General features: G+C 37.3%; 12 protein-coding genes and 1 pseudogene. 9 read left to right on the top strand and 4 right to left on the bottom strand.

Annotation, left to right across the window (positions count from 1 at the left end; all coding sequences use genetic code 11):
• Nucleotides 1-116: 116 nt before the first annotated feature.
• Entirely contained in the window at nucleotides 117-965 is an 849-nt protein-coding gene (locus ANA_RS17860) for an acyloxyacyl hydrolase (RefSeq protein WP_015081418.1), read from the bottom strand.
• A 329-nt stretch (nucleotides 966-1,294) separates the two neighbouring features.
• On the opposite strand from ANA_RS17860, the gene ANA_RS17865 reads away from it, so the two are divergent.
• Nucleotides 1,295-2,347, top strand: a complete 1,053-nt coding sequence (locus ANA_RS17865) for a LuxR C-terminal-related transcriptional regulator (RefSeq protein WP_015081420.1) — start codon at nucleotides 1,295-1,297, stop codon at nucleotides 2,345-2,347.
• An 11-nt stretch (nucleotides 2,348-2,358) separates the two neighbouring features.
• Here the strand turns inward: ANA_RS17865 and ANA_RS26720 are convergent, their stop codons facing one another.
• Nucleotides 2,359-2,529 (bottom strand): hypothetical protein, encoded by a 171-nt coding sequence (locus tag ANA_RS26720; protein ID WP_158310553.1) that lies wholly within the window; start codon nucleotides 2,527-2,529, stop codon nucleotides 2,359-2,361.
• A gap of 164 nt (nucleotides 2,530-2,693) precedes the next feature.
• Here ANA_RS26720 and ANA_RS17870 point away from each other — a divergent pair, with 164 nt between their 5' ends.
• Genes ANA_RS17870 through tilS form a run of 4 tightly spaced genes read left to right on the top strand, consistent with a single transcriptional unit; the run spans nucleotide 2,694 to nucleotide 7,540 of the window.
• Nucleotides 2,694-4,013, top strand: a complete 1,320-nt coding sequence (locus ANA_RS17870) for an NB-ARC domain-containing protein (RefSeq protein ID WP_015081421.1) — start codon at nucleotides 2,694-2,696, stop codon at nucleotides 4,011-4,013.
• Nucleotides 4,006-5,505: an ABC transporter substrate-binding protein gene (locus ANA_RS17875; protein ID WP_041458133.1), complete on the top strand. Its 1,500-nt coding sequence runs from the start codon at nucleotides 4,006-4,008 to the stop codon at nucleotides 5,503-5,505. The genes ANA_RS17870 and ANA_RS17875 overlap by 8 nt, the downstream gene beginning before the upstream one ends.
• Before the next feature lie 26 nt (nucleotides 5,506-5,531).
• A complete protein-coding gene (locus tag ANA_RS17880; RefSeq protein ID WP_015081423.1) occupies nucleotides 5,532-6,542 on the top strand; it encodes a serine/threonine protein kinase in 1,011 nt (336 codons plus the stop codon).
• Nucleotides 6,539-7,540 (top strand): tRNA lysidine(34) synthetase TilS, encoded by a 1,002-nt coding sequence (gene tilS, locus ANA_RS17885; RefSeq protein ID WP_015081424.1) that lies wholly within the window; start codon nucleotides 6,539-6,541, stop codon nucleotides 7,538-7,540. The genes ANA_RS17880 and tilS overlap by 4 nt, the downstream gene beginning before the upstream one ends.
• Before the next feature lie 266 nt (nucleotides 7,541-7,806).
• On the opposite strand, the gene hmpF is transcribed toward tilS, so the two are convergent.
• Entirely contained in the window at nucleotides 7,807-9,555 is a 1,749-nt protein-coding gene (hmpF, locus tag ANA_RS17890) for a pilus motility taxis protein HmpF (protein ID WP_015081425.1), read from the bottom strand.
• A 122-nt stretch (nucleotides 9,556-9,677) separates the two neighbouring features.
• On the opposite strand from hmpF, the pseudogene ANA_RS24880 reads away from it, so the two are divergent.
• The 4 genes and pseudogenes from ANA_RS24880 to ANA_RS17905 form a co-directional block, all read left to right on the top strand.
• Nucleotides 9,678-9,901 (top strand): annotated as a pseudogene (locus ANA_RS24880) (response regulator); the annotation flags it as partial.
• A gap of 187 nt (nucleotides 9,902-10,088) precedes the next feature.
• Nucleotides 10,089-10,460 carry a response regulator transcription factor gene (locus ANA_RS17895; RefSeq protein ID WP_015081426.1) on the top strand — a complete coding sequence of 124 codons (372 nt, stop codon included), beginning with the start codon at nucleotides 10,089-10,091 and terminating at the stop codon, nucleotides 10,458-10,460.
• A 7-nt stretch (nucleotides 10,461-10,467) separates the two neighbouring features.
• A complete protein-coding gene (locus ANA_RS17900; protein WP_015081427.1) occupies nucleotides 10,468-11,001 on the top strand; it encodes a chemotaxis protein CheW in 534 nt (177 codons plus the stop codon).
• A gap of 16 nt (nucleotides 11,002-11,017) precedes the next feature.
• A complete protein-coding gene (locus tag ANA_RS17905; protein WP_015081428.1) occupies nucleotides 11,018-13,807 on the top strand; it encodes a methyl-accepting chemotaxis protein in 2,790 nt (929 codons plus the stop codon).
• Here ANA_RS17905 and ANA_RS26145 read toward each other — a convergent pair.
• Nucleotides 13,799-13,948 (bottom strand): hypothetical protein, encoded by a 150-nt coding sequence (locus tag ANA_RS26145; protein WP_174783505.1) that lies wholly within the window; start codon nucleotides 13,946-13,948, stop codon nucleotides 13,799-13,801. The genes ANA_RS17905 and ANA_RS26145 overlap by 9 nt on opposite strands.
• Nucleotides 13,949-13,959 lie beyond the last annotated feature (11 nt).

Consider the following 13,959-nt stretch of genomic DNA (forward strand, 5'->3'; position numbering starts at 1 on the left):
TGTGTAGTTTATTATTTCTTTGTTGTGTAATATAAAAATATTTATGCAAAGAATTCGATTAATGAAAGCAAGTTTGTAGGGTGAATCTGATCCACCCCACAATATGCAATTAACGATTAAAAACCTTGCCGATAACCAACGCTCACAGCAGGGGAATTAATGGAACCAATTTCGGTTTCTGTATTATTCTTCTTTGATGTATAGCCAGTCAAACCTACGTATCTAAATTCAACGAAGGCATTACCCTTTTTGACGACTTCATACTGAACACCTACTTTTCCTTGATAAGCAAAAGATGTGCCATAATCAAACCCGTTGAGTCCATTATCTTGATCACTAATAAAACCCAAGCCTATACCAGCGCCAAGGTAGGGACGAAATTTAGACCTAGTAGCAATATCGTAATAACCATTCACAAAGGCGGTAGTTAAATTGATTTTGCCAACTCCTGAAGTGGGTGGATTCTGATTCTGATCATTAGGTACTCCCCCAGCGCTAACGCTTTTTAACTCATCATTGCCAAAAGCACCACTACCAATTTCTAGTTCAGCACGAGCATTTTTCCACTGATAACCACTAGCTATATTCCAATAAGAGCCAGGATATAAGCTCAACTCATTTTCAATCTCATTGGGGATGTTGGCATTCTGCAAAAGTTGGATTGTAGCAGCATCTGTGGCTTTTCCTTTTAGCTTTACATCACTTGGAAAACCCCGACCCACACTTGCACCTAAATAAAAGTAATTACTTGCAGGCAGCTTAGAATCGGTATCACCACTGTTATATGTGGATGCTAGGGTATTGACTGGTTGAGTATTATTAGTGTTTTGATCTACTGAATCAGTCGAGTTAGAATTTTGGGACATTAAGTCGGCCGCTTTCCTAGAAACTTCCTCCGCTTGAGCAGGAGTCGTGACTAAAGTAGCTAATATAGCTAACCCTAAAAAGCACTTGTGTTTATTCATGATGTAGGTAAACCTTAATTTTCAACCTGAAAAACGAAATTATTTTGAGTTAGAGACTGTGTAAAAGTGACCTTAGCTGCGATACCAGTAAAGTCTGTTAAAAGCATTTCTTCCCCCCCAGCTATGTCACAAAATTTGATATTTCTATTCGGTGACATATCTATTAAGCACAAGTATGACATATTTACTTACAGGTGTCAACCCCATAACAGAGATTTAAATTTTCAGATCACGTACTTAACTATCACCTTTGCCTAAGTGATAATAATCACATAGCATAATTGATGTTAAATTACTGTAAAATAGCCACAATCGTGAATATATAACTGATGCAATTAAAATCAAGAATGAATCAACAAGAGTTTGAACGCGTATTCTATAACCTCACAGAAAACCGCAAAAACGTATTGCAGAAAATACTTTCAGGCCATACAGATATGGATATAGCCGAAGCGATGAACATTACAGAAGCATCCGTGAGAAAGTATGTGGAAAGAATATGTTACGAATTTGGACTGAATAATGAACCTGCTGATAGTCGTCGTTACAAACGCTCAGACTTGGTTGGATTGTTTGCTAAATATAAACCAGAGTTATTAACTGATAGTCAATCTAAATGGACAAAAGAACTAGCAAAAACAGAAGATGAAGATCATGAAGATATTACTAAATCTATCTTGTATTTACTATCAGTTCATAAACCCGTTCCAGAGGAATTAAAAAAGGTACTAAGACGCATGAATTTCAGTGAAAAAGAAAAAAAAGAAATTGCTAAATCTCTAAATCAATTAGGACATGAAAGCTACCTGAGTAATGATTTTATAATTGCTGCATCTTATCTAGAATTAGCAGTGGAATTAAATAAAAATCATGGTTCTGCTCACTATAATCTAGGGGCAACTTACGAAAAGTTAGATAATTTAGATGATGCTTGTCATCATTATCAGATTGCAATTAAATATCAAAACCGCGCTGCTGATGCTGCTATTAATAATTTAGCTCGGTTGCAAATTCTCCAAGGAAATAGTGCAGATGCTGTGAAAATTATTGAACCAATTTTGTCAAAGGTGAAAGATGACACAGTTAAAGTTTCATTACACAAAAATCTTGCTTGGGCATATTTTCAGCAAAATTCTTATGAACAAGCACACCAACATTTACTTATTTGTCTGGAATTAGAAAACAATTATGCTCCAGCTTATTGCTTATTAGCACAAGTCCAAGCAGCACAAGGAAATCGGCAAGCTTCTAGAGAATCATGGCGAAATTTTATAGAATTTTATACCCATGATCAAGAACTTAAAAAAGCCCATTGTAAATTACCAGAATTAGAAATTTGTAAGTTGGAAGCGATGAGAATTATTAATTCTCCAGACAAATAATATCCGCTCAATTAATTAGGAGGAACTAGAGGATCATCATCCTCATCTCCTTGATGACTCTGTGTAAACCAAATATTTTGCCCTTGCAGTGATTGTATTGATATTACCTGCAAAATATTATACTGTCTGTTGACGTTAGCAACTTCTGCTAGTGAAATTACTGAATTATCTTGATAAGCCATAACAACCTCTTTTTTGTCCTTACACAATCAAGTATCTCAATATTAGATGTAACTGTAAATACAATTAACTAATCAGTATTTAGCTAATAAAGACTAATAAAACTAATAAAGTTATGGCAAATTAAGATACAATCCAGAACAGGATATCAGGAGAGAACTAGACCATGGATACAAAACAGATAATTAGAGGATTAAAGGATTGGGTAAAGCGTGAAAAAGGCATAGATTTTCATTTAAATGCTTGTCAAGAAGCGATTTTAGAATATTCTTTGCAAAATATCGCCTATGCCAATATGGATAATCTCGGTTATGCTGTTGACACTATCAAAAACAATACGGGTCCTGATCTATTTAAATACCTCAGTCAAGTTACAGATAGAAAAGTTAGCAAAAAGAATTGCTTCTTAACTCTCCCACGACTTTTAGAACATCCTGGTACTGAGGAAGACACAGAAAACAATTTATTACGGATAGATTTACGGGAAGCACCAGTTCCTAAAGATTTCTATGGCCGTGTAGAAGAATTATCTAAGTTAGAAACATGGATAGTTAACGAACACTGTCCTTTGGTGGGGGTTTTTGGTATGGGTGGGATTGGGAAAACACCACTATTAAGAAAGTTTGTGGATAAAGTTAAAGATAAATTTGATTATATTATCTGGAAGAAGCTTGAATATTCCCCTTTTTTAGAAGATTTTTTAACTCATATAGAATCATATTTTTCAGCTAATAATTTAGAAGAAAATCCCCATAAAAAAAATATATCTCAGAGAATTCTTAGCCTAATTTCTTTCTTAAATCAACATCGGTGCTTACTGATTTTTGATAATTGGGAAAAACTAATGGCAACTGATGAAATATCAGAAGATCAGCAAAAAATAAACTATTCTAACTATGGAAAACTTTTAAAATCTGTTGCAACATTAGAACATCAAAGTTGCGTAGTATTTGTCAGTTTACAAACACATCAACAAATGGATATTGTGGACAGATCCAGAGTTAGAGAATTAACATTAACTGGTTTAAATAATCAAGATTCTCAATACATATTGAAGAATTTTAAATTGTCAGAAAAGGGACGAGAAAGACTTATTAAACAATATCAAGGACATCCATCAGCTTTAGAATTTGCTGCTCAACATATTCAAAATAATTATAATGGTGAAATTGATGACTTTCTCAAAGGAACATTTTTTATTCATGATGTCATAACTGATTTATTTGATAAACATATTTCTGGTTTATCAAATATAGAACTCAATATCGTGCGAAAATTAGTTTATGAAACAGAACCAATGTCACTTCCTGAAATTTATCAATTATTTCCCTCTATTTCTCAAGCAAAAATTGGTCAAGCCATAGATAAATTATGTACAGATGGGTTAATTGCAAGGGATGATAGCCAAAGATTACCAACTTTTTGTATTGTGCATCCTTTACTTATTAAATATATTAAAAGACGTTTCCCTGAAAAAGATGACTAAAATGACAAATTTTTCCAGAAAAATCCGTAAATATCCAATTTTAGCTAAATGGTTATTTTTAATAATCTTGATACTTAGTTTTTCTTCCTGGATATATTTGATTTTTAATCCGCAATTATTGATAAATATTTTTTCTCAAAATTGGTGTAAAGATTTTGAGTTAAATGACAATTTATCTTGTGGAGAAGAAAGTCTCTTTACAAAAAATAAATTTCCATTGTTTCAACAAGGTAACTTTAAAAAAGCTGTTGATTTTTTTACTAAACAGAGACTTAATAATCAAAATAATCCAGAAATTTTAATCTACCTCAACAATGCCAAATTGATGCAACAAGGCAAAAAAAGTTACACTATTGCTATTGTTATTCCTATTAATCAGGATGCTAGAGGTATAGCAGAAGCCTTGTTAAGAGGTGCAGCACAATTTCAAGAAGATTTCAACAAAGATCCTAAAAATCCAGGTTTAAAAATTCTGGTTGTTAACGATGAAAATAAACCTGACACAGTTGATAAATTAGCTGAACATCTGCTTTCTAAAAATGATGTAATCGCAGTCATTGGACATTATACATCTGAAGTAACTAAAGCAGCTTTACCTGTTTATCAAAAGAACAAAGTTGTTGTTATTGCTCCTGCTACGGCTGCTAGAAAAAGTCTTTTTTCCGGTAAGAAAGTTTTACCAAACTTCTTATTTCGGACTATCCCCAGTGTGAAACTTCAGATTCCTAAATTAATTGAGCAATTGCAATTATCACAATTAGCTATTAAAGAAAAAGTAGCTGTTTTTTACAATCCAAACAGCACTTTTAGTCAATCTGCTTTTGAAGAATTTCGTAACCAATTAGGTGCAAGTAAGATAATTGAACAAGATATATCTATATCTAAATTTATGCCCCGTAAAATCTTAAATGAAGTTAGGCAGCAAGGGGCAAAAGCACTGATTCTCATTCCTGATGGTAAAGTTAATCATTATAGTTTTAAAAATACTTTAAACCTGATAGATGTCAATGAAGATCAACTGCCAATGGCAGGATACTCGACTCTATATGATGAGACTATACTCTATAAACAGAATGTCAAAAAACTTTTAATAGTCGTTCCTTGGCATCCTTTATCTAGTCCTAATAAAGAGATGATTCAAAGAGCTAAACAACTTTGGGGAACTGCTAACATAGGTGTTCAAACCGGAATATCTTATGATGCTACTTTGGTTTTGACAAAAGCTCTAGAAAAAGTATCTATATCTGCTAGTTTGCCAAACCAAAGATTGGCTATACAGCAGCAATTAAACAATATAAAACAGGTAACAGGAGGAGCTTCAGGAACTATCTCTTTTGATAATGATGGAGATATGATAGAAAACACTTCTCAAATAGTTCGTGTTATCCCTACTAAATGTGCCATATCTGGGGCAATATTTGTCCCAATGAACTATGATTTGACAAAATTAGATTGTCAACAAATGATCAAGAATTCTAAAATAAATAAGTAGTTGATTAACCCAAAAGAGAGAAAGCTATGATTGAACCTGGAGATATTATCCATAATCGTTATCATGTTCTGCAAGAATTAGGAGATGGTGGTTTTGGTAAAACTTTTGAAGTAGAAGATAGGTTAATGAATGATCATAAAGTCATTAAAATTTTAACCCAATCAAGTGATAAAGTCTTGGGACTTTTTAAACAAGAGTTTAATGTATTACAACAATTAAATAATCCGGGAATTCCCCGCGTAGAAGTGGATGCTTACATTAAATTTAAATGTCCTCACACCCCGGAAGCTTTACATGGTTTAGTCATGGAGAAAATTGCTGGACAGGATTTGGGTAAATGGTTGGAACAAAATTACAAAATTCCTAATAGCCAACAAGCTATCGAATGGCTAGAACAATTGACCCTGATTCTATCTCATGTTCATAGTCAGAACTATTTACATCGGGATATTAAGCCAAATAACATAATGTTAAAACCTGATGGTCAATTAGTATTAATTGATTTTGGTATTGTTAAAGAATTTATCCAAAAAATTCAAAAGCAAACTATTCCGGCTACAATAGTGGGATCATTAGGCTATTGTTCACCAGAGCAAGAAGCCGGTAAAGAGGTAGATTATACATCTGATTTTTTCTCCTTAGGGCGGACATTTCTGCACTTACTCACAGGAACTTATCCTGGATACGATAACTTTCAAAGAGATAGACAAACCGGAAAGTTATTATGGCAAGATAAAGCCCCAGAAATTTCTGAAGAATTTAAAGATTTAATTGATTATTTAATGGAGCATGATCCAAAAAATAGACCACAAAATACACAAAAAATTTTGCGGTTCATCCAAAAAATTAAAGCTGGTCAAAAACAAGTTATCCTCCCTATCCCAATTGTTTTCTTCAGCTTTGCTCTCAATTTCGTTTTTCTGACTTTACTAGCTATGGAAGTTACATTAGGTATAGGCTTGAAAGTTCTCTTCGTCGTTGTTCTATGTGTGATTGGCGGGTTTCTCTTTTTACCTTTGATTAAATATCTATTATGACATGGACACCCCTCCACGCCCAAATACATCGGACTATCCGCGCCCGTAATCTATTTGAGCGCAATCAAAAGCTATTAGTCGCAGTATCGGGTGGACAAGATTCCCTATGCTTAATTAAATTACTATTAGATCTACAACCCAAATGGGGATGGAATCTAGCCATAGCCCATTGTGATCATTGTTGGCGCGAAGACTCCCAAGCTAATGCTCATCATGTTAAAAATTTAGCGAAAACTTGGCACACACCTTTCTATTTAGAAATAGCTAATCAACCTGTTAACAGTGAAGCCACAGCCAGAAATTGGCGATATCAGGCCTTAACAAAAATCGCCCAGTCTTATAACTATCAATATATTATTACCGGACATACTGCCAGCGATCGCGCGGAAACTTTACTATACAATTTAATGCGTGGTACTGGTGCTGATGGGTTACAAGCTTTAACTTGGCAACGTCCCCTAACTGACAATATCATGTTAGTGCGTCCATTATTAGAAGTTAACCGTTCCCAAACAGAGCAATTTTGTCAAGAGTTTAATTTACCAATTTGGGAAGATTCCACCAATCAAAATTTACAATATGCGCGAAACCGCATTCGTCAAGAATTAATCCCCTATTTAAAAGCGAATTTCAATCCCCAAGTAGAAGCAAATTTAGCGCAAACAGCCGAACTTCTACAAGCAGAGGTAGAGTATTTGGAACAAACAGCCCATCAGTTGCGGCTAGAAGCCTCAGTACAGGGCGAGAAAGGTAATTTAAAGGTAAACCGCTGTTTATTAAAAAAAGTACCCCTAGCTTTACAACGTCGGGTCATGCGTCAGCTACTTCAAGAAATACTTCCTGATGCCCCTAATTTTGAACACATTGAAAAAATCACAGCCTTAATCACAGCCCCCAATCGTTCCCGAACAGATCCTTTTCCCGGAGATTGGACAGCAATAGTCCAAGGTGACTGGATTTATATATACTCAAAACGGTTGGGACATGGACTTTTGTAAAATCACGAAAAACCTAGATTTGTAGGGGTTTAGCAATGCTAAACCCCTACCCGCTTAAATCAAATAATTAAGCCGTGTTGAGTATAACTTAATCAAAAAAAGAAGGATCTGTATCCGTAGCATCCATTAAGAAAAATGAGCAAATAAGCAACTAGTACAACACGGCATAAATAAACCAACCATTCTAAATCGTTAAAAAGCCTATACTGTCTTCGTTTTGACTTTTGACTTTTGACTTTTGACTTCCGCCCTGCGGTACTAGTTACTTACCCCTGGGAGAGAGTTAGACTCATAAAACTCTGGAGAGTTTGACGCATCTGGGTAACAATCAGAAATTGAGAATTACCACTTGCTTGGACTTGAGTTAAAGATTCAGAAATATTTTGTAATTGATCCCGTAAACCATCAAGAGCATCCTGAATATGTTGCAGAGCTTCTTGATAAAGATTAACTCTCCCCCAGCATTCAGCAGTTGCTATTCGTAAATTTAGTAATTGCTCCTCTAGGGAGTTGACTTCCTGACGCTTTGCTTCTACTTCCTGGGTTTGATGATCAATTGTCTCTTGATCTGCGACGATAGTAGTCAGCATCTCCACCATATCATCCTCTAGCTTCTGGATTTGGGTAGATTTTTGCTGTTTTTGGGCTTCAAGTTGCAAAACCATTGATTCTAAATTACTAGATTCACCCTCACTGACAACCGCAATCCCTTGTCTTTGCCACAATACAACTTGTTTTTGCTGGAGAGTTTTTTGCTGTCCGATCAAATTGCGTCTTTGCCCAACTAGACTTTCGTTTAGCATCTGGCAAAGATCCCGTTCATCAGCTAATTCTAATTCTAAATTTACCCGTTCTCCCCCAGCGGAATGGACAATTTTTTCCTGAAGTTCTTCTATAAATTTTTGCTTGTATTGAAGTTCCTGTTCTTGTTCTTGCACAAAATCAGAATCCCTGTCTAACTTCTCCTGCCAATTTTGCACCATTTGCTCCAATTCCTTCAGAGGCATTTTCTGCAAGGCTGCTACATCAATTCCCCATTTAGGAACTTCAGTTTCAGTGTTAGCTGCCAAATGATGTAGCTTTTGGTAAAACTCCTCCTCCGTTCCTAGCTGCTGTTTGAGTATCGTAGTTAATTCCTGTTTACTATTAACTATTGTTGTTTTCAATTGCACCTGAGTAATTTGTTGTGCTAAGGAATTTTGTACCTTTTGCAATTCATTTTGGCAACCAAACAGCTTTTGCATCAGTTCCTCTCCCTCCTTTTGCTGCTGATTAGCTGAATGACGTTGGATTTCCAACTTTTGCCAATGTAGATTTAAAGCATCCTGTTGCTGATCTGCAAATTCAAAAGCATAATTAAGACTTTCCTTAACTGTGTCAATGGGAGTAGTTTGACTAGATAAGCGATCAAGTAAATCACTCAGGACTCGATTGCGCTCTTGATCTACAGATTTAGACTTTTGATAATTTAAACTTATCTCCTCCAAGCGACTCTGTTCAAATCGCAAATGCTCCCAAGCCCCTTCTAAATCCCGGTGATTACTTTCAACCTCTGTCCGTAATCGATCAATCTCTGTACCAGATGTATCAAATAAATGTTTATGTGTATCTATCCGTTTAGAGTCATGCTCCAATCTTTGTACTTGCTCCCAACGGAATTCCATCTCGGTTTCTCGACGATTCAGTTCCTGAGCCTGGATCATCAGCGACTGTTTCCACTGATCAATTTCCTCTTCTTTGAGTTTAAATTTTTGCACTTGTTGGGAAAAATTCTGCAAAATATTTACCAATGGACGACCTGCATCCTGAATCCGCTGTACTAGACGATTCGGACTCAATTCCACCAGTACCAATGCACGATCATTTAATTTACTTGCTTGATCAGCAATAATTATTTCGTTCGGTATTGGACTCCAATTTTGGTCATTACGTTGACAGGCGATTAGTTTTAGTGCGCTTTTGCCACTACCAAGTAACCCACTCTTCGGTTTTTGTACTTCTGCTAAATACAGCACACCGTCAATCCTTTTGATCTACTTTGTCTCTGTATTGTATAATATAAGAGGGTGTTTGAAAAGTCGGACAAGTTGTCTATTGCCAACTAGTGATTTGTGAGACGATAGCATCAATCCTAAAATTACAAGGTTATGAGATTTGTGCCATGCTGCGGCATTCCACAGTCTTTCGGGTTGTACCAATTATTATTATGCTGACTGGCAAAGATGGACTTATTGATCGTGTTCGTGCCAGGATGGTAGGGGCAACTGATTATCTGACTAAACCTTTACAGATCAAGAATTGCTAATGCTGATAGAGCAATATCTCAATTTAGATTATTGTTCAGGTGTACAAATAGGATAGAAGACTTGCTGATTGGGTGCAAGATGGGCTAAAAGATGTTATCACAAGAATAAAATAGTTGTCTAACCAACTTCCATCTACGGTAAAGTAGTGAAACAATAAACTTAATTTATACAGTTCATCTTTGTCATGAGAGCAAATTATTTTCCTCAAGGGAAAGTCTAAATCAGGAGGTAAATAGACATTTATGAGCACAATTCTAATTGTTGAGGACAGTATCGTCCAAAGAGAGATGATGACAGACCTTCTGAAAGCTAGTGGCTTAGAAGTTACTCATGCAAGCGATGGCGCAGAAGCTTTAGAAGCCATTCACAAAGCACCTCCCGATTTGGTGGTTTTGGATATTGTCATGCCCCGCATGAATGGCTATGAACTCTGTCGGCGCTTAAAATCTGATCCTAAAACCCAAAATGTTCCTGTAGTCATGTGTTCTTCTAAAGGTGAAGAATTCGATCGCTATTGGGGGATGAAACAAGGGGCAGATGCCTATATAGCTAAACCCTTTCAACCAATCGAGTTGGTAGGAACAGTCAAACAACTGCTGCGAGGACAAGGATGAAAATAATATGGTTAACAAACCAGATTTTTTAAATGGAAGTGAGCAAGATCAATTCCGTCCCGAATTACAACTAGAAAGTCCCCAAGGTGAGTTGCATTTGCGGTTTTATCTGCCCTCACGTCAGGAATTTGCATTACAAGCTATGGGAATTCGGGAAGTAATTGAACTTAGTCCTGATCGGATTACACCAATTCCTAATACATCTCCCTTACTTTTAGGAACGCTAAATTTACGGGGACGCTTGATTTGGGTGGCTGATTTGGGGCAATTTCTCGGTGAAACAACCCCATTAAACACGGATTGCTCAGAAATCCCTGTCATTGCCATTGAAGATCAAGATACGATAGTAGGCTTAGGAGTAGAAGAAATTTGTGGGATGGACTGGCTTGATGTACAGTATCTAAAGCCACAAAATAACGTACCAGATGCTATGGCTCCGTTTTTGCGGGGAGAGTGGTTATTTGATACAGAAAAAGAAAAAAAATATTTACGACTACTGGATCAAATAGCAATTTTGCGAAGTGCGCGGTGGGCAGAATGAACTAGGGAGGGAGGATATGGAAGCACGTATAGACAATCAAGAGCTAACTTATGATCGGGCAAGAATAGCTTATGAGCAACAAGACTATGAATTAGCCGCGGTATTAATTGATAAGTTGGTGCAAAATTCACCAACTGACCCTAACTTACATTTGTTAAAGGGACATACATACTATATGTTGCAACAATACGATGTGGCTAAAGATAGCTACCAAAGCGTATTGTATTTAACAAGCGAAGAAGAAGTTATTCGTCTTGTTAATAATTGTATTGCAACTATAGATCAGTATACAGAGCCTTTTAGTGATTATAAATCTCCATTTCATGGTCTGGTGACAACTGGAGAATCTTTGGATTTAGGGATGATGGGGAATTTGCATAGCCGCAGTGTGGAAATGAACTCCTTTGCAGAATATGAACCACCCCTAGATCCTCTAGAACATAATCCGTTCGCAAGTCATCCAGATAGTATGGAATTTGACAGCAATGCCTTAGATGGTGTCATGAGTGATGATCCCTTTGGTGTACCTACCGAATATCTCACCAGTGATCCAATATCAGGTCAATTAGAGTTACCACCTTTTTGGCAAGAAGATATTTCTGGCGGTGATAATCAGGCTGTTATTAATCACAATTTAGCTAATGAAACTTCAGCAATTAGTGATGATTCCAGCAGCTATTCACCTTTTGCAGCAACTAAATTATCCCTTGATTATGACTCTGAAAATCAGACTGAGATATTGATGGGGGAAGATATAGACGACTTAATGGATGATAACTTTGAAGATTTAACCCTCAGCCAAAACGATACATATTTAGAGATTAACGAACAGGCAATCAACAACAATCAAGATCAACCAATATCGGCATCATTTACCAACAATTCTGCGCCACCACAACGGCAGTTTAATTTCAACTCTTCATCAGCAAAAAATAACTTTGATGATGATAGTTTTGACTTAGATGCGTTTGAATCTGCTTTTGGGGCAGAGAATGAAGGAGATTTAGGGGCTGAAACCTTTATTTCCACTAAAGATACTAGTAATATCTCCAGTGGAGGCAGTAATAAGAATAATATAGAGTTTTTAAACGACTTTGATGAATTCGATGATCTCGGTGATAGACCAGGATTTGATCTCACTGAAGATAGCAGTTTTGGCGATGGGGGAATGCTGTCAGAATCTCCAGATAGTCGGGGAAATTCGCTAAATCAATTTGTTGATGACTCATTCAATGATCAAGAAAGCGATGCTTATCAAGATCGCAGTCATCGTGATCAAGAACTATTCACAATTACTGGCGCTCAAGAAGCAGTTCCTGTTTTTACCCAATCAGAGGTGGCGAAGACAGAACCCAATGTAGCCTTTGACCAAGGCCTATTTGGACCCTTTGAAAACGCCTCCCTCGATAAAAAACAATGGTGGATAGCCGGAACTGTCGGCTTAGTATCACTAGTGGGTGTAGCTATTGTGAGCGCGGTGACAATTTCAATTTCACCGGCTCAACAACGGGAATCCGTGAGAAATACAGGTTGGTTAATGGCCTTAGCCGCAGGAGCTACAGGTGCAGCTACCGCTGGGTTTATGAGTAATCTCACTCTCAAACAAATTCGCCGGACTACTAAGGATCTGCAAAGTCAGTTTGATTCTGTCCGTCAAGGCAATATGAATGTGGAAGCAACAGTCTATTCACAAGATGAATTAGGCTATTTAGCCACTGGCTTTAATGATATGGCTAGGGTAATTTTCACAACTACGAATGAAGCCCAACGCAAAGCCATGGAGATGGAAGAAGCTAAAGAAAACCTGCAACGTCAGGTAATTCGCCTTCTGGATGACGTAGAAGGAGCAGCCAGAGGAGATTTGACAGTTCAAGCCGAAGTCACAGCCGACGTACTGGGAGCGGTTGCTGATGCCTTTAACCTGACAATTCAAAATCTCCGGGATATTGTCCAACAGGTAAAAGTGGCGGCACGGGATGTGACCAAAGGTTCAACCAATTCCGAAACTTTTGCTAGAGCCTTATCTGGGGATGCTTTACGACAAGCAGAAGAGTTAGCTGTGACGTTGAATTCCGTCCAGGTCATGACTGATTCCATCCAACGGGTAGCAGAAGCAGCCAAGGAAGCGGAAACTGTAGCCCGTGAAGCCAGTAAAATCGCTCAGAAAGGGGGAGAAGCGGTAGAAAATACGGTGGTAGGGATTTTGGAAATTCGGGAAACAGTCGCAGAAACTAGCCGAAAAGTGAAACGATTGGCGGAATCTTCCCAAGAAATTAACTCTATTGTTGCCATAGTTTCACAAATTGCTTCCCGTACCAATTTGTTAGCTCTTAATGCCAGTATTGAAGCGGCAAGAGCGGGAGAAGCAGGTAGAGGATTCGCTATTGTAGCTGATGAAGTGCGACAGTTGGCAGATCGATCTGCTAAGTCCTTAAAAGAAATTGAGCAAATCGTGATGCAAATTCAAAGCGAAACTAGCTCCGTTATGACAGCTATGGAAGAAGGGACACAACAGGTAATTCATCAAACTAGATTAGCAGAAGAAGCCAAGCGATCGCTAGACAATATTATCCAAGTAGCCGATCATATTGATATTTTGGTAAGATCAATTACCAGTGATACCGTAGAACAAACGGAAACTTCTCGTGCTGTGGCACAAGTAATGCAATCTGTGGAACTAACGGCTCAAGAAACCTCTCAAGAAGCACAGCGGGTTTCTGGAGCATTGCAACATTTAGTGGGAGTATCCCGCGACTTGATTGCCTCCGTGGAACGCTTCCGAGTAGAAACCACTGAATCAAGGTGAAAGGGAATAGGGAACAGGGAATAGGTAATAGGGAACAGGGAATAGGTAATTGGTAATTGGTAATTGGTAATACAGAATCTTACCTCTGGCAACCGACAACTGACAACTGACAACTGACAACTGACAACCGACAACTGACAACTGACAACTAA

Origin of the sequence: Anabaena sp. 90 (assembly GCF_000312705.1) — a bacterium.
In the GTDB taxonomy this organism is placed as follows: domain Bacteria; phylum Cyanobacteriota; class Cyanobacteriia; order Cyanobacteriales; family Nostocaceae; genus Dolichospermum; species Dolichospermum lemmermannii.

Coding starts and splice junctions, on each gene's coding strand:
- ANA_RS26720 (WP_158310553.1), bottom strand. CDS start 2,529: ATGGCTTATCAAGATAATTCAGTAATTTCACTAGCAGAAGTTGCTAAC.
- ANA_RS17860 (WP_015081418.1), bottom strand. CDS start 965: ATGAATAAACACAAGTGCTTTTTAGGGTTAGCTATATTAGCTACTTTA.
- ANA_RS17870 (WP_015081421.1), top strand. CDS start 2,694: ATGGATACAAAACAGATAATTAGAGGATTAAAGGATTGGGTAAAGCGT.
- ANA_RS17900 (WP_015081427.1), top strand. CDS start 10,468: ATGGTTAACAAACCAGATTTTTTAAATGGAAGTGAGCAAGATCAATTC.
- tilS (WP_015081424.1), top strand. CDS start 6,539: ATGACATGGACACCCCTCCACGCCCAAATACATCGGACTATCCGCGCC.
- ANA_RS17875 (WP_041458133.1), top strand. CDS start 4,006: ATGACTAAAATGACAAATTTTTCCAGAAAAATCCGTAAATATCCAATT.
- ANA_RS17905 (WP_015081428.1), top strand. CDS start 11,018: ATGGAAGCACGTATAGACAATCAAGAGCTAACTTATGATCGGGCAAGA.
- ANA_RS17895 (WP_015081426.1), top strand. CDS start 10,089: ATGAGCACAATTCTAATTGTTGAGGACAGTATCGTCCAAAGAGAGATG.
- ANA_RS17865 (WP_015081420.1), top strand. CDS start 1,295: ATGCAATTAAAATCAAGAATGAATCAACAAGAGTTTGAACGCGTATTC.
- ANA_RS17880 (WP_015081423.1), top strand. CDS start 5,532: ATGATTGAACCTGGAGATATTATCCATAATCGTTATCATGTTCTGCAA.